Annotated in this window: 12 protein-coding genes, 1 pseudogene and 1 riboswitch; of the genes and pseudogenes, 10 read left to right on the top strand and 3 right to left on the bottom strand. The window is 42.3% G+C overall.

All coding sequences use genetic code 11. The annotated features are described in order from the left end of the window. Positions 1 to 24 precede the first annotated feature (24 nt). Positions 25 to 1,584: a class I adenylate-forming enzyme family protein gene (locus tag D0466_RS05010; RefSeq protein WP_117321438.1), complete on the bottom strand. Its 1,560-nt coding sequence runs from the start codon at positions 1,582 to 1,584 to the stop codon at positions 25 to 27. A 528-nt stretch (positions 1,585 to 2,112) separates the two neighbouring features. Between D0466_RS05010 and D0466_RS05005 the strand changes: the two genes are divergently transcribed. The 6 genes from D0466_RS05005 to D0466_RS04980 all read left to right on the top strand — a co-directional run bounded on the left by D0466_RS05005 (position 2,113) and on the right by D0466_RS04980 (position 8,959). Then, the gene (locus D0466_RS05005; RefSeq protein WP_117321437.1) at positions 2,113 to 3,282 is read left to right on the top strand and encodes an acyl-CoA dehydrogenase family protein; all 1,170 of its coding nucleotides are present in this window, start codon (positions 2,113 to 2,115) and stop codon (positions 3,280 to 3,282) included. Positions 3,283 to 3,294: 12 nt separating this feature from the next. Then, the gene (locus D0466_RS05000) at positions 3,295 to 4,455 is read left to right on the top strand and encodes an acyl-CoA dehydrogenase family protein (RefSeq protein WP_117321436.1); all 1,161 of its coding nucleotides are present in this window, start codon (positions 3,295 to 3,297) and stop codon (positions 4,453 to 4,455) included. A 285-nt stretch (positions 4,456 to 4,740) separates the two neighbouring features. After that, on the top strand, positions 4,741 to 5,958 hold the full coding sequence (locus D0466_RS04995; RefSeq protein ID WP_117321435.1) for an MFS transporter: 1,218 nt from the start codon (positions 4,741 to 4,743) through the stop codon (positions 5,956 to 5,958). 82 nt (positions 5,959 to 6,040) lie between these two features. Then, complete coding sequence (locus D0466_RS04990; protein WP_117321434.1) at positions 6,041 to 7,015, top strand: MBL fold metallo-hydrolase; 975 nt, start codon at positions 6,041 to 6,043, stop codon at positions 7,013 to 7,015. A gap of 343 nt (positions 7,016 to 7,358) precedes the next feature. Continuing rightward, entirely contained in the window at positions 7,359 to 7,538 is a 180-nt protein-coding gene (locus tag D0466_RS04985) for a hypothetical protein (RefSeq protein ID WP_117321433.1), read from the top strand. Next, positions 7,535 to 8,959 (top strand): amidase, encoded by a 1,425-nt coding sequence (locus tag D0466_RS04980; protein ID WP_117321432.1) that lies wholly within the window; start codon positions 7,535 to 7,537, stop codon positions 8,957 to 8,959. Before D0466_RS04985 ends, D0466_RS04980 begins: the two co-directional genes overlap by 4 nt. Positions 8,960 to 9,409: 450 nt before the next feature. Here the strand turns inward: D0466_RS04980 and D0466_RS04975 are convergent, their stop codons facing one another. Then, positions 9,410 to 10,192: a class I SAM-dependent methyltransferase gene (locus D0466_RS04975; RefSeq protein WP_117321431.1), complete on the bottom strand. Its 783-nt coding sequence runs from the start codon at positions 10,190 to 10,192 to the stop codon at positions 9,410 to 9,412. Positions 10,193 to 10,492: 300 nt separating this feature from the next. On the opposite strand from D0466_RS04975, the gene D0466_RS04970 reads away from it, so the two are divergent. Both D0466_RS04970 and D0466_RS22520 read left to right on the top strand, forming a co-directional pair. After that, positions 10,493 to 10,681 (top strand): hypothetical protein, encoded by a 189-nt coding sequence (locus D0466_RS04970; RefSeq protein ID WP_117321430.1) that lies wholly within the window; start codon positions 10,493 to 10,495, stop codon positions 10,679 to 10,681. A 39-nt stretch (positions 10,682 to 10,720) separates the two neighbouring features. Continuing rightward, a complete protein-coding gene (locus tag D0466_RS22520; RefSeq protein WP_199484506.1) occupies positions 10,721 to 10,867 on the top strand; it encodes a hypothetical protein in 147 nt (48 codons plus the stop codon). Positions 10,868 to 11,115: 248 nt separating this feature from the next. Here the strand turns inward: D0466_RS22520 and D0466_RS04965 are convergent, their stop codons facing one another. Beyond that, the gene (locus tag D0466_RS04965; protein WP_117321429.1) at positions 11,116 to 12,609 is read right to left on the bottom strand and encodes a peptide MFS transporter; all 1,494 of its coding nucleotides are present in this window, start codon (positions 12,607 to 12,609) and stop codon (positions 11,116 to 11,118) included. Between the two features lie 248 nt (positions 12,610 to 12,857). Beyond that, positions 12,858 to 12,972, top strand: a riboswitch (TPP riboswitch). Positions 12,973 to 13,105: 133 nt separating this feature from the next. On the opposite strand from D0466_RS04965, the pseudogene thiC reads away from it, so the two are divergent. Both thiC and D0466_RS04955 read left to right on the top strand, forming a co-directional pair. After that, positions 13,106 to 14,887, top strand: a pseudogene (gene thiC, locus D0466_RS04960) (phosphomethylpyrimidine synthase ThiC). A gap of 217 nt (positions 14,888 to 15,104) precedes the next feature. Further along, a complete protein-coding gene (locus tag D0466_RS04955) occupies positions 15,105 to 15,980 on the top strand; it encodes a gamma-glutamylcyclotransferase (RefSeq protein WP_117321428.1) in 876 nt (291 codons plus the stop codon). The last annotated feature ends 49 nt before the right edge of the window (positions 15,981 to 16,029 follow it).

Raw genomic sequence — 16,029 nt, 5'->3', positions numbered from 1 at the left:
CATAATAGTACGCCGAGGACCTCATTAGGAGACAGGGGAGTCAGTAGTTTCATACATGTCCCTCAATTTTCTTTTCAAAATTTTGCCGACGCCGTTTCTTGGCAATTGCTCTAAAAATAGAACCCGTTTAGGAGTTTTATATTTTGCCAGTTTCTGCTGGGAATAAGCGATAAGTTCTTCGCCAGCCACGGTAGCTCCAGGTTTCTTGATGACACAGGCAACGATTTCTTCCCCCATTCTTTCATCTGGAATCCCGATTACCGCTACTTCTGCAACCGCCTCATGTTTTGCAAGAACTTCTTCAATGTCCCTAGGGTAAACATTAAAACCTCCCCGGATAATTAAGTCTTTCTTTCTGTCTACAATATATAGATAGTCATCGTTATCCATTGTCACCAGGTCGCCTGTATAAAGCCAGCCTTCCCTGATTGCCTTTTTCGTTTCCTCTTCCAAGCCATAATAACCCGGAGTGATATTATCGCCTTTTACGATGAGCTCGCCGATTTCTCCTCTAGGGACGTCATTCCCATTTTCATCTACGACCCGGACCTGGATGCCAGGGATCGGGATACCCACAGAACCAGGTTTGATTGGCATTCCATCCCGATGGGCGGCAACGACAGGAGCGGCTTCAGAGAGGCCGTATCCTTCACGGATTTCAGCATTGAATGTATGCTTGAATGCTTCTATCACAGCCACTGGCAATGCAGCCGACCCGCTGCCTACGGACTCGAGGCTGGAAAGGTCGTAATTGCCTGCATTAGGAGAGGAGACCATGGCGTACAGCATAGCGGGAACGGCCGAGAAGCTCCTAACCTTATATTTTTCTATGCTTGCAAAAATTTGATCGACGTCAAACTTAGGAAAAATAACGACAGAACTGCCTAAAAGAAAGCAAGAATTCATGGCACTGAAGCCGTAGACATGGGCAAGCGGCAATACGCCAAGTGTAGTCCCCCGACCGCCGTCCTCACGTTCCTTGGATAATTCGTACCCTGATTTTGCACTGCTATAAAGGTTTTTATGGGTGAGCATAACCCCTTTTGGCCTGCCAGTCGTACCCGAGGTATAGAGAATGACCGCGACATCATTTTCCGAAGCCTCCGCTAACTGCTCCTGCGATGCATTTATGGACGCTATTTCTTTATAAAGCTCGATTATTTCGAAGCCCTGATAGGCATCTTTGTTTTCCAGCGAATCGACAATGATGAATATTGGTTTATAAGAAAGGTTTTTAGAAGCTTCAATCATATTCGGAAGGACTTGAGAAGATGTAATGATCGCTTTCGCTTTCGAATCATTCAAGATGAAGTGGACTTCATTAGGGTGGAGTAGAAACATAACCGGGATGACAATGCTGCGGGAACGCAAAATGCCTTGATACGAGAAAATGACCTCGGGACAGTTAGGCATGCTGACAACGACTCTTTCTCCATCAGCGATATTACGGTTTCTTAATAAAATGGAAATTTTCTTTGCCATTTCTTCTACATCAAGGTTTGAATATTCCTTATCCTCGAAATAGAGAAAAGGATATTCCCCATAATGATCCTTCGTATGGTCTATTAAATTGGTTAACAGCATTTTGTACCTCCTTAGGATAAAAGTATGAGTGGGAACTAGCTTATTTTGGATTTTATCAGAAAATTCAGTATTATGAAAGCGTTTTCTAAAAGTTTTATAAGTTTCCCCCACTACCTTTTTGTAGTAAATATATAGATATTTTTTTAAAAAATGACAGATTTTCAGGGGGACTTTAAGATTCAAGAATGAATCAAATACTATGTTCGTTTTTACGAGACTTGAAGTAAAAAAATTTTTATTTGGTAATATTTCATGAATATCCTGGAGGGTACATGATTAATTATTTCTATGAAGCTAAATATAAGTCTGCACCTAGCTTACCGAAAAAGAGAGTTTCCATAGTCAGCAAGAATTTGAAGGAGAGGTGATGAAGGAAATTTATAGAAAATACTTTTACTGGGATAAAATAATATGATAAGATAGCGTCAGAAAAGTATTAATATTCTGAATATTATTTATTGCAGGAGGGATCAAAATCCGGAAGTCTGCCAATTAATAGATGAAAGTATATTAGGTGAGGTGGAAAAAATGGATTTATCTTTTAGCAAAGAACAGGAAGAGTATAGACAGCATGTTAGGGAGTGGTTAACTAATAATATTCCTCAAGGATGGGGGACGCCGGAATTCAACTGGCCGGATGATGAAGCAGAAAGAGGCAAGATCCTTCGGGAATGGGACCGCAAATTATATGAAGGCGGGTTTGCGGGGATATCGTGGCCCAAGCAATACGGAGGACAGGGTTTATCACATGTTGAAGAAATCATTTATGATGAGGAAGCAGGGAAGCTGAACGCGCCAAGCGGCGTTAATGTGCTGGGAAAACTGCTGCTAGGGCCGACATTGCTCCTGTTTGGGACGGAAGAACAAAAGCAACGCTTTCTTCCGCCACTGCTCCGGGGTGATGAGGTATGGTGCCAGGGTTTTTCAGAACCAAATGCCGGATCCGACCTTGCTGCCATCCAGACACGTGCTGAACTTGAGGGCGATAAATGGGTGATCAATGGTCAAAAGGTTTGGACCAGCTTTGCCCATCATGCTGATTGGTGCTTTGTACTGGCCAGAACGGATCATGAGCTGCCGAAGCACAAAGGCATCACATTCTTTTTAGTCCCGATGAATACGGAAGGGATAATTGTTCGGCCGCTGGTCCAGATAAATGGGAACAGGGATTTTAATGAGGTATTTTTTGATAACGCTTACATACCTAAGGAAAATGTTGTTGGCGGAATCAACAATGGATGGAAAGTGGCCATGGGGACACTTGGTTTTGAGCGTGGCACATTGGCTCTCGGGCGCCAGGTGCGATTCCAAAATGAGTTCAATACATTAGCCCGGATCAGTTCATCGCTAAAAAAGTCTGAAGAAAGCTATTACAGGCAAAAAATGGCGGAACTGTTCGCCGAAATCCGCATCCTGCGGTATCACGGTTTAAAAACGATCAGTCAGCTGTTAAATGAAGGGAAATTGGGACCGGAAGCTTCTTTGCAAAAACTGTTTTGGTCGACCATGCATGTAAATATGGGCAAATTAGGCCATGAAATCCTGGGTGAACAAGGGCCATATATCGGGAAAGAAAGCATTGGGCGCGGCATTTTACAGGAGATTGACCTTGGATCACGGGGAGCGACCATTTATGCAGGTACAACGCAAATTCAAAAAAATATCATTGCCGAGAGAGTACTCGGCATGCCAAAGTGAGGTGCCTTGTAAATGTTTTTTGGATTCAGTGATGAAGAGAAAATGCTGCGCAGAAGTGTAAGGGACATGTTCAAATCCCGCAATACACCGGAGCATGTCAGGGCGTTTATTGAAAATCCAGCGATCCCAAAAGAAATGCAAAAGCTGCTTGCCAGCCAGGGGTTATTGGGGATCATTGACATGGAGGGTTCTGGTGAAGATGGGAAAGGGCTCATGAACGCGATTTTGGTTGCACAGGAAGCCGGCAGGCATTTGTTGACCTATCCTCTTGTTGAGGCGATGGCTGGGTTGGCTGCACTAAAAACCTGCAGGCAGCAAACAAGGTTGGCCGAGGAAATTGAGGCAGGCAAAAAAGTACTGACAGTCGCCTGGGTCAATGTTGATGCAAAAGCGAAAAAGTCTGAGGATGGCTATGTGCTGGACGGGACACTCAGGGAAGTGCCATTTGCCAATGAAGCAGACGTGATATTGGCAAATGTAAGAGTTGGTGGCAAAGGTTTTACACCTGAAGAGGAAGAGACGCTTGTCGTGATTGACACAAAAAGTCCGGGCATCGCCATCCGAAATTCCAATTCAATGGATGAAACATATCCACTGTATGAAATAAGTCTATTGAACTATCCGCTCAAGGCAGAACAGGTTGTAAAAGGATTCGGCATGGGCAAAGGCCGCACCCTGATGGACAAAATGAAGCAAATTGGCGCTTTGCTTATCTCTGCCGAGCTTGTTGGCTGTTCGGAAAGGGCATTATACGAAACGGTGGAATACACGAAGCAGCGAAAACAGTTTGGCGTTTTGATCGGCAGCTTCCAGGCTGTGAAACATTTGGCTGCAGACATGTATTTAAAGGTTGAAAGCGGAAAAGCTGCAGTGGAATACGCTGCCTGGGCGGCGGATACAGAGAATGAGGAAGCTGAATTAGCGATTTCCATTGCTAAATCCTATACATCTGAAGCAGGGATCCAGGTATGCGGCGATGCCATCCAAATGCATGGAGGCATTGGCTTCACATGGGAAAACGATATGCATTTATATTTTAAACGGGCAAGGCGAAGTGCAGCTGTTCTAGGTGATGTTTATTCGCACAGGGAAAAGATTGCAAAAGCTGCAATTGATGAAGGGATAAGCGTGCAGGATAAATATTCCAAGAGAACGGAGTCTGTACCTGTTTGATCCATGAAAAGGACCGGGGCATTCCTGAAAAGGTTGCCCTGTTTTAGATTTTGTCAAATGCTGTTATCATTTTAGTTTATGCCAACTAATATACCATCCTCTCTACATTCTATATTTCGCGTCATTCTTCAAAATTCGCTCATTTTTTCATAGAATCTTAGTAAGAAACACAAGGTTATAAATGAATGTAAGGCTGAGCCATTCTTAGAAAGGTTTGTGAATGTAAAATGTAATTCAAATAATTCTAACGACTTCTAGTAAAAGGCCAAACTTTGGAAATACGGAATGGGGAAGAGTACCATGGATCGCAGGGCTTTTATCATTTTGTCTTTTACGATGTTTCTCACGATGACGGGTTATGGCATCGTTCTTCCTAGTTTGCCTTATGTAGCCGAACGGTTGGGTTTGTCCTCTTTTGAAATGGGGAGCTTGATCACCGGATGGGCCCTTGCCCAGTTTTTGGCGACGCCTGTTTGGGGGAGATTGATTGACCGGTTGGGGCGGAAACCGATATTGTTCTTTGGTCTGTTTGGTTTTGGGATTGCTTTTCTTCTGATTATCTTCGCTGAGTCGTATTCGCAATTATTGGTTGCGCGCATAATCGGTGCCATTTTGTCTTCAGGATCTCTGCCGGCCGCCTTCACAATCGTTGCCGATTCCTCGGATGAGGAAAACAGGGGGGCGGCGATGGCTAAAATGGGCGCGGTGAATGGTCTCGGTTTTTTATGCGGGCCAGCTCTGGGAGGCGTATTTTCTCCATTCGGTGTCAATGCCCCATTCATTGCGGCAGGATCATTAGCGCTGATATCCCTTCCATTTGTCTGGGTTCTGGTTAAGGAACCCCCAAAGCAAACGGTAAAAAACGATAACCCATCCTTTCTAAATTCCCTCGTGCTTGTGACCAAGACAGGTTACCGTGAATTATATATCCTTACTTTGGGGAAATCGCTTGCCGCCTCCAGTTTATTCGGGATGCTTGGTTACTTTATGATTGAACGCTTTACGGCTACCCCTGGAGAAGTCAGTATGGGCTTCAGCATATTTGCAGGAGGGTCAGCCTTTGTTCAATTCTTCCTATTAAAACATCTATACCGTATAAGGCCCGATAACTGGATTGCAAAATTTGGTTTTATCGTATGTACGGCCGGTTATTTATTCATTGCCATTTCCGTCGGTGTATGGGTCGTAATCCTAGGATGTGCTTTGATAGGGATTGGTTCAGCGTGTATCAGGCCTACTGTTATTTCGTTATTGTCGAAACAGCAAAGAATGGGAAGGGGCATAACCATGGGACTTGACCAGGCAATAGACAGCTTGGGCAGGATTTTAGGCCCTTTAGTGGGCGGCGTACTATTCGCAGTCCATAGCACATTCCCTTTCGTAGGTTCTTCTGTCATATGTGTGTTGTTATTTTTCATAGTGCTGGTTAATGGCAGAAATAAAATTGGCGTATGGAGCTTGAATAGCCAAAACCATGAAAACGCGTTGAATAAAGAAGTGTAAACGACGATTCCAAGTGAAAAGGTTCGTTTACTTGGTAACATAATCTGTAAAAGAAGGTTAGATAAGATGGGTGTGTTGTAGAATGGCAACTTCAAAACAAATCGCAGGCATTGATATCATAGAGCTGCCTACGGAATGGCCGGTGGGGCCTGTAAACGTATTCCTGATCCGCGGCGAGAAATTGACATTGGTAGACTGCGGCAGGAAATTGGAGAAAGCATGGAACACGTTTAATTCAGTATTGCGGGAGTGCGGTTTAAGCATTATGGATATTGAACAAATCGTCCTAACCCATCATCATGGCGACCATACCGGTTTTTTAGATTGGATCCTGGAGAAAAACCCTGTGCCGGTTTTTGCACACACAAATTGCCGGCCTTATTTGAGCAGGGATGATTTCCACTTTAAAAGAGGAGTTGAATTTTTTGCGAATTTTTATAAGGAATTCGGAATTTCTGAGGAATCAGCAAAAGAACTGGCCGGTTCAAGAGGATGGAACCAAGGGCAAAGAAACAAAATCGAAATCACCCTGGAATTGGATGAGGGAATACCCATTCCAGGGTTATCCGAATGGCAAGTGATTGAAACAAAAGGCCATGCACAAAGCCATATTTCTCTTTACCGGTCGAGTGACCAGGTGCTGTTGTGCGGGGACCATCTGATTAAGCATACACCTGCAGGGATTTTTCTGGAATCGCCTATATTTCCCGAAACAGAACGTTCTAAACCGTTAATCCAATATATAAACAATCTGAAAAAGTGCCTGGATATTCCTGTCCGTGCCGCACTTTCCGGACATGGTGACATCATTGATAACTTGCCGGCACTTATAAACGAAACATTGCAAAAGATTGATAAGCGGGCAGACAGAGTAAAAAGCAAGCTATTGAATGGCCGGAAAACAGGCTATGAATTGGTGCGGGAAATTTATCCAGACCGGTTCGAAAAAGCCATTATTGTGCTGGCATCCGATATGATCGGGTTATTGGATTTGTTATTGGAAAGAGGGGAAATTTTTTCTGAAAATGAAAGCGGAGTACTGTATTATCATGCTTGATATGATTCAATGAGCGTCCATCATCAAGATAATAAATTATCTGTATTTAATAAAAGCATAAAATACAATTCAAATTTTCTGTATGGGAACGGTAGAAATACCGTTTTTTATTTTTCTAACGGAAGGTTAATTCCTAATTGTTAATGCGATTGCGAATAGAAAATTCCCTAGAAGCTTTGCTATATATCAGAAAAAAACATTTTGAATAATCAGAACATAATAGTGTGTTAAGGTAATTCATTAGTGTTAAACTAATATTTGAACGTCCATATTAATTCCCAGCTGAATTAATTGATGTTACGAGTTTTGTCTAACTCAAATACATGAGAAAGAGAGGAAAAAAATGGAGAACGAAATTGTGAAAGTTTTGGAAGGTAAGAACATTAAGGTACCTGAGCATCACATTCAACCATTAATGGCCCAATGGCAGGGGTATCTGCAATTAAAAAAGAATGTGGATGCTGTGAAACATGCAGACTTTGATATTGGATTAAAACATGTACCCGGAGGTGACCGGCAATGAATCAGGAATTAGCTGCGAAGTCGATTCAAGAGTTAACACCCCTAATACGCGATAAAAGCATTTCTCCAGTAGAAGTCACAAGAGCGGTATTAGAAAATGTAGATTCCTATGATGGACAAGTGAATGCATATATTGAAATTGAGAAAGAAAAAGCGATCGAATCTGCCAAACACGCTGAAGTCGAAATCATGAACGGCAATTACCGCGGACGGCTTCATGGGATTCCTATGGCGTTAAAGGACATTTTATATTTTAAAAATGAAAAGGCGACAATGGGCTCCAAAATCCACAAAGACTTTGTAGCTGATTATGATGCAACGGTTGTATCTAAATTGAAAGATGAAGGCACCATATTTACAGGCAAACTTAATATGCATGAATACGCTTGGGGAGCCACAACTACGAATCCGCATTTCGGTGCAACCCGGAACCCTTGGGATTTAAGCAAAATTCCGGGAGGATCAAGCGGAGGTTCAGGAGCGGCAGTTGCCAGCGATATGACGATTGCTTCCTTGGGGACGGATACAGGCGGGTCAATAAGAATTCCAGCTTCCTGCTGCGGAATTATTGGTTTAAAACCGACTCATGGAAGAATTAGTAAACATGGGTGTTTCCCGTTATCCTGGTCTTTAGACCATATTGGCCCAATGACAAAAACTGTATATGATGCTGCCTTGCTTCTTGAAACCCTTTCAGGTTATGACCCACAAGACCCTACTTCTGCAGATGTCCCCGTTAAAAACTTCACAGAAATTCTATCAGATGACGTAAAAGGCACTGTTATTGGCATAAATGAAGAATATTTCTTTAACAATGTTGACAGGCGAGTTGAAGAGAGTGTCAGAAAAGCGATTCTGGAACTCGAAAAATTAGGGGCCAACATTGAAATTGTTAAAATTCCAGCGCTTGCGCTTTCTGAATTCGGAGAACTTGTAACGATTACGACGGAAGCCAGTGCCATCCATCACGATAACATGGTTTCCCAGTCTGAGAACTTTGGGGATGACGTGCGCTTTCTGCTTGAATTCGGGGAGCTCATTTCTGCCGTCGACTATTTGAAGGCGCAACAAATCCGCCGTCAGCTGAGCAATGAGTTTGCCAGCACGTTTAAGAGAATTGATGTACTGATTTCACCTACCTTGCCTTTCCTGGCTCCAAATATTGGTGAACAAACAGTCGATATAAATGGAGAACAATTAAGCTTTCTTGACCAGGTAATCCGTTTTACCGGCCCCGGCAATTTAACAGGGCTCCCGGCTTTAAGCATTCCATGCGCGATTGCGGACGGGCTGCCGATAGGGCTTCAAATTATGGGTGCTGCATTTAAGGAGGAAAAGGTTTTAAATGTTGCTTATGCCCTTGAAAAGCTAAACCTTCTCAAAGGAAGGAAAGCTGATTTGCGGGGTGCCGTTTCAAGCTAGTAAGTTGGATATATAGTAATGTCATGAACAGGAGCTGGCTGTAGTCAGCTCCTCGTTTTTCTTTTGGGACAACCCGGGAAGGTCTCATCTTTATCGGTTGATTTTTACCAGATTTGTAATATCCATACAGCATTGTAAATTAATATAAATCTGTAAAAGTTGTTACTAATTTATGAATCAAGGCGACTATCACATTGCCTTACCCCTTATAAAGTCTGTAAATCTCAAAGTTTTTCTTATAATAAATGATATACAATATGGATTACTTCTATTGGCTAATTGAAGGTTCTTAATACTGAATAAATATACTATAAGAACGTGGAGGAAAAACAAGTGCCAGCACCGTATTATACTTATGGTCCGAATAAAGCATGAATTGACAGGATACGGAGGTGTTTTTCTGTGAAGTGGAAATGCTTTTTAATAATTCACAAAGATCACAACATCAGTCTATCCTTTTAGTGTAAGCGCCATCCATTCATCGATGGTTAGGGCCTGAATCACGCCATTGGATGTCTCAACAGAGAAATAGTTCTTAATTTGATCACTGGCAGAAACTAATTGGGAATCTACTTTTTTAACTTGTTCTTCGGATGTTGCAGTACGCTTCACCCAGTCAGCGTAAGTTAATCTCTTTTTGCGCTGCTTTGCTTTTATCAATGTTAAGCCGGTCTGCTCAAACCAATCTTTCCATTCCTTAATAGAATAACTGCGTACATGGCTTTCGTCACGCATTTTTTCTAGCAGGTTCACAAAATCATCCAATTCCTTTTCTTCGGGAGCAATATTGTCTATGAGGAGAAACTTGCCACCCTGTTTTAGAACCCGGGCTGCCTCTTTCACAAACTTTTCAGGTTGGGGGAAATGATGTGGGGCAATCCTGCAGGTTACTGCGTCAAATGTGTTGTCTAAAAACGGCAAAGATTCCGCATCCGCAAGTACATAAAAAACATTGGAGTGTGTGTAGCCCAAGTGCCGCTTGGCAGTCCCCAGCATTTCATAAGTGAGATCCGTTGCAAAAACCTGGGCGGCATGTGGAGATAAGGCTTTTGCAACATGGCCGCCACCTGTGGCAATATCAAGTACGATCGAGTCAGGTTTTAGCTCAAGCCAGCCAGGCAGAAGGGCCAGGTCAGAACCTTTCGAATGGGTGGTGCTTGTTACATATTTTTCTGCATGTTTTCCGAATTGCTCCTGCACTTTCTTTTTGGTGGAATCCGCTTTTTCAGCCATTTGATTTTTCTCCTTTTCAATTTGGGTTAAAAATGAGAAGAATGGGAGGTAGAACATAAACATGAACACTCGAATTCACTCCACTCCACAAAGTCTCAGCGAATCCTAAATACTTCCATTATTAATATACTATACTATTTTACGTACCGGGCAGAATCATTTATTAAAATCAAATGTTAACAGAATGAAAAAACCCCTATTATGGACTGAAAACTGTAAATGAAAACGGAAACAAATCCGTATAGGAAATTCACATACAGCAAATCATATAAGAGATGATTTCGGGCAGGGGGTAAAATTGTGCAGGAAGATCAATTAAAAAATGCAGACCGTTTATCAGACAACAAAGATGTTCAAAAACCTATAAAGGCAACTGGCACAAATGAATCCGGCTTTGATTGGGCGACAGACGGGGCGAAATTGACCGACAAACCCAAAAATGGAGATACTCTTACGGGAGATGATGGATTTAGAGGCCGTCTTCGCTAATTTGCAATTAAGAAAGTACTGATTAAGCGGGGTGATACAATGAAAACTAAAGATGATTTTTCCGAAGGCGCAAAAGTTACACAGGACAATCAAATATTTGCCGGTGGTGCGGGAAAGAATAGAAAGGCTGGATCCGACCGGGGAAATACTTCAGGAAGCTCTGAACAAACTAAAAATAAACAGTAACAGTATAAGACAGACCAATCATACTTGGCTGTCTTTTTTATCTAAAGAAAGTCCGGCTTCTTTACAGGAAAAAAATACTTGCCTTTGCTTTTTGGGAGGGAAATAGTGTGTCTGGTATGTCTCCGTATAACTGGATAGGTCAAAATTGAGTAAATCCTATAATTTTGACTTGCTATAAAAGAAACAAATAAAATAAGACAGCCTGTGCAAAAATGTACAAGCTGTCTTTGTTGCTTCTATTTTATGGGTTAGCGTATGCCCTTCATAAAGCCTTGAATCTTTGGTGATAACGCTAATAACAGGATACCTAGAACAAGTGATGCCGCTCCAATGCCACCGAAATAAGCCAATTCATTTTCAGCAGAGTAGAATCGGACGAGTTGGGCATTGAGGGCTTGTGCAGCAGCGCTTGCCAGGAACCATAAGCTCATCGTTTGCGCTGAGAAAGCGGCAGGAGCCAATTTGGTTGTGGCGGAAAGTCCGACAGGGGACAAGCATAATTCTCCCAACACAACAAGGAAGTAGCTTAGCACCAGCCATAATGGATTCACTAAAGAATCATTGCCGGTGAAGTAACCTGGCAACAAGATCACCAGGAATGACAGGCCTGCAAACAGTAACCCCAACGAAAACTTTTGAGGCACAGTTGGCTGGCGGTCTCCCATCTTAACCCATAACCATGCAAACACCGGTGCCAGAATAATGATGAACAATGGATTTAGAGATTGGAACCACTCTGGTGCGATCTCCATTCCACCGAACGTTAAATCAGTACGTTTGTCCGCATAGTTCGCTAAAATGGTTGATCCTTGTTCCTGGATGGCCCAGAACATAACTGCCGCAATAAACAGCGGGATATACGCGATCAATCGAGAACGCTCGACAGAATTTGTTTTCGGACTGCGATACATAAAAATGAAAAATGCAGTTGGAATTAGAATGCCAAGAACCCCGACAAGGTTAATAAAGCTCTCAATTGTCAATGCATCCCTAGAGATGGCAATTGCAACAATAATTCCAACAACTATTATTGAAGAGCCAATCATTGTGAAAACTTTTTTCTTTTCATCAGAAGATAAAGGATTCGCAGGAATTGTACCGGCCAGGCCCAAATTCTTCTTCTTTGTTGTTACAAAAACAATTAAGCCAAGTAACATACCTACTGCAGCTGCGGCGAAACCTACGTGGAAATTGTAGTTTGTACGGAGAGCCCCAACCACTAAGGGTGCAAGGAAACCACCCATGTTAATCCCCATATAGAATATGGTGAAACCTGCATCACGGCGGTTGTCATTTTCAGAATACATTTCACCGACAACGCTGGAAACGTTAGGTTTTAATAGACCAGTACCAATGACAATCAATACCATCGATACGAAAAACATCTCAAGGCTGCCAGGAAGGGCTAAAACAATATGTCCCAGCATAATCAAAATACCGCCGTAGAACACGGCTTTTGATGTTCCAAAGATCCTGTCGGCCAACCAACCGCCGATAATTCCGGACATGTAGACCAATGATCCATATATGGAAACGATCGCCATCGCAGTCGTCTCGTCTAAACCTAAACCACCTTTTGATACTTCATAATACATATAGAAAACGAGAATTGCTCTCATTCCGTAATAAGAGAATCGCTCCCAAAACTCTGTAAAGAAAAGTGTGAAAAGGCCTTTAGGGTGTCCGAAGAAACCCTTCTGAGGAACACTGTCCGCAATTTTCTGTTTATTTATTGATGACATTCTTCTTCCTCCTTTTTTTCATTATTCTATAATAACGAATTTGCTTCCTATATGTAAATAGAAATTCCCTGTTTTTAGATAAAAATTACTGCAAAATCATGAAAAGAGTGGTAAATAAAATATTTTAGAATAATTTATAAATTTTAAAATATGTCACTAATACTAATAATCAAAAAAATATTTAAAGGGACTTCGGCACTATTTACAAGTTTATAGGTAAAGTTTATATCAATTTGAACAATTGAATAAGTTGAAACTAGGTGTGTCCAATTAGTTGGGCTGAGAGAGAAATGCGATGAAGTTTCTTAACCCTCAGGACCTGATCTGGTTCATACCAGCGTGGGGAAGTTAGAATTTACTGAATCCATAATGGAGAAACGCCATTATTCCGTTCATCCTAACCTGAGCCAGGTCTTGCATAAAGATCCGGCTTTTTCGCGCTGTAAATTAAACTGGGTTTTGTCCTTTTTTATGTTAAAAAGGGGAGAGTAAAATCATGGTAAACCATCCAATGACAGAAATGAATTTTTCCATCATGTCCAGTTTTTCAGGAAGTAAGAAAGTGTATGTCGAAGGATCCAGGCCGCATATTAAAGTGCCAATGCGTGAAATACAACTGAGCACAACAACGGGTTCGTTTGTTGAAATGGAAAACAAGCCAGTACGTGTCTATGACACAAGCTGTCCCTATACTGATTCTGCTCATTCAATTGATATCCGGAATGGTCTTAGTCCTATACGGCGGAACTGGATTCTTGAACGCGGGGCTGTAGAGGCATATGAAGGACGCGCAGAAAAAGCTGAGGATAACGGATATAAAAATGATGATCCCAGGGCAAATATTGATCTCTTTCCGGGTCTGCAACGAAATGCTCTTCGTGCGAAAAGAAGTGAAAACGTCACCCAATTACACTATGCCCGTCAAGGCATCATCACACCGGAGATGGAGTTTATAGCCATTAGGGAAAATGTCTCCCCTGAGCTTGTTAGGGATGAAGTGGCCTGCGGACGAGCGATTATTCCTTGTAACATTAACCATCCAGAAAGCGAACCCATGATCATTGGGAAAAATTTTTCATGTAAAAGTAAACGCGAATATTGGAAATTCTGCCGTTACTTCTTCCGTTCAGGAAGAAGTGGAAAAAATGACATGGGCGACCCGTTGGGGTGCAGATACCATCATGGATCTTTCTACCGGCAAAGATATACATAAAACCAGTGAATGGATTATTCGAAATTCGCCCGTACCTGTTGGAACGGTACCTATTTACCAAGCGCTGGAAAAGGTGAATGGGGTCGCTGAAAATTTAAATTGGGAAGTATTTCGCGATACATTAATTGAGCAGGCGGAACAAGGCGGTGATTATTTTAATATCCATGCAGGTGTTCTTCTTCGCTATATTCCGTTAACAGCGAAGAGGGTGACAGGGATCGTTTCACGGGGTGGTTCGATTATGGCCAGCTGGTGTTTGGCTCATCACGAAGAAAACTTCCTTTATACTCATTTTAAGGAAATCGGCGAGATTATGAAAACATATGATGTATCTTTCTCTTTGGGGGATGGGCTTCGGCCAGGCTCGATTGCCGATGCGAATGATGAGGCGCAATTTGCAGAATTGGATACGTTAGGGGAATTGACCAAGATTGCCTGGAAACATGATGTGCAAGTGATGATCGAAGGCCCCGGCCATGTCCCTATGCACTTGATTAAGGAAAATGTAGATAAACAAATGGAAATCTGCCAGGAAGCCCCTTTTTATACACTTGGACCGCTTACAACTTTATTGCACCCGGTTACGACCATATTACATCGGCGATTGGTGCTGCCATGATTGGTTGGTTTGGCACTGCTATGTTTTGCTATGTGGCACCTAAGGAACACTTGGGATTTGCCAAATAAAGAGGATGTCAGGACGGGGGTTATCAGTTACAAATTTGCTGCCCATGCGGCTGATCTCGCGAAGGCGCATCCAGGTGCAAAAAGCGGGATGACGCACTTTCAAAAGCAAGATTTGAATTTCGGTGGCTCGATCAGTTTAACTTATCTCTTGACCGTTAAAGAGCCCTTGAATATCACGATGAAACACTTCCGGCCGAAGGGTCCAAAACAGCCCATTTCTGTTCCATGTGCGGCCCGAAATTCTGCAGCATGAGAATTTCACAGGATATTCGGGAACTGGCTAAGAATAAGGGCATTAGGTTGGAGTCTGTCATTAATGAAGGGTTGAGAGAAAAAGCTGACGAATTTATAAAATCCGGAAGTGAAATCTATAAATAAACAGCATAAACGAAAGAAAGCTTTTTATAAGGAGGTTACATTGTGAACATCTGTAATAACGAATACAGCCAAGCCCATGGATGAGGCGTTGACTAGGAATAACCAGTCGCTTTAAACATATTATACATAAATAGGGAAATTAGTTATTACGCGGTTACACAGTTGTAGCCGCGATTTTTATTTTTTTCGGGGCAAATGGATAAGCCGAAACGGAGTGATGGGCATGGAGGAAACAACGCTTGTATTCGTTTATGGGACACTACGAAAGCATAATGGAAATCACTGTTTTCTAAAAAGTGCACGCTGTGTAGCCGAACAATCATGGACACAAGGCAGGCTTTTTGAATCAATTTCTGGATTGCCGTTCTTGGACCCAATGGAAGGAGGAAGGGTATACGGCGAATTGTATGAAGTAAACATAGCACTGCTTCAACATCTGGATCGGTTGGAAGGCTTCAAGGGTTCAGGGCAATCAAACTTTTATTGTAGAGTGGAACAAATGGTGCATACCGATAGAGGCCCTTTAAAAGCGTTTGTTTACGTGATTCCTAATGGAAAGAAAAACGAAGACATGAAATCAATTGAGGGCGGGGACTGGAGGATACACAGCCTCCTAAAGAAAAAAAACAAGTTTTTATATTTTGCTTATGCTAGCTGTATGGATCATCAACGGTTTAAGTCTGCGGGTGTAGATCATCATTTTCAAAACATCAAAGGTCGTGGAACGCTGCGGGGGTACTCCCTCAGGTTTACCAGGAAATCATATGACGGCGGACGTGCCGATATCGTAGAAGAAGGGGGGATTGTGGAAGGTATACTGTATGAAGTATCAGAGGAATGCCTTCGTTATTTGTACCAGCGTGAAGGTGTAGCTTTCAGCATTTACAGGCCTGCGTTGGTCGATATCGAATTAAATGGCAAAACGGTCGAAAATGTGCTGACATTTATCGTGGTTGATAAAGATGAAGAAACGGCACCATCGGCTCATTATCTTGAGGAAATATTCCGTGGCGGGAGCGGCTTTTTGAGTGAAACCTACATGGAAGAAATGAAAAAGCGGTTTGAAGCATCTTTTAATTTATCATTAGAATAGGGTTGAAAAGTAAATTATTACTAGACAGAGTTCATATTATAAAATAACT

The sequence above is a fragment of the Peribacillus glennii genome (assembly GCF_003429105.1).
Classification (GTDB): Bacteria; Bacillota; Bacilli; order Bacillales; family DSM-1321; genus Peribacillus; species Peribacillus glennii.
Note: the sequence above shows the minus strand (reverse complement) of the source record. Positions and strands in the feature narration are given on the sequence as shown.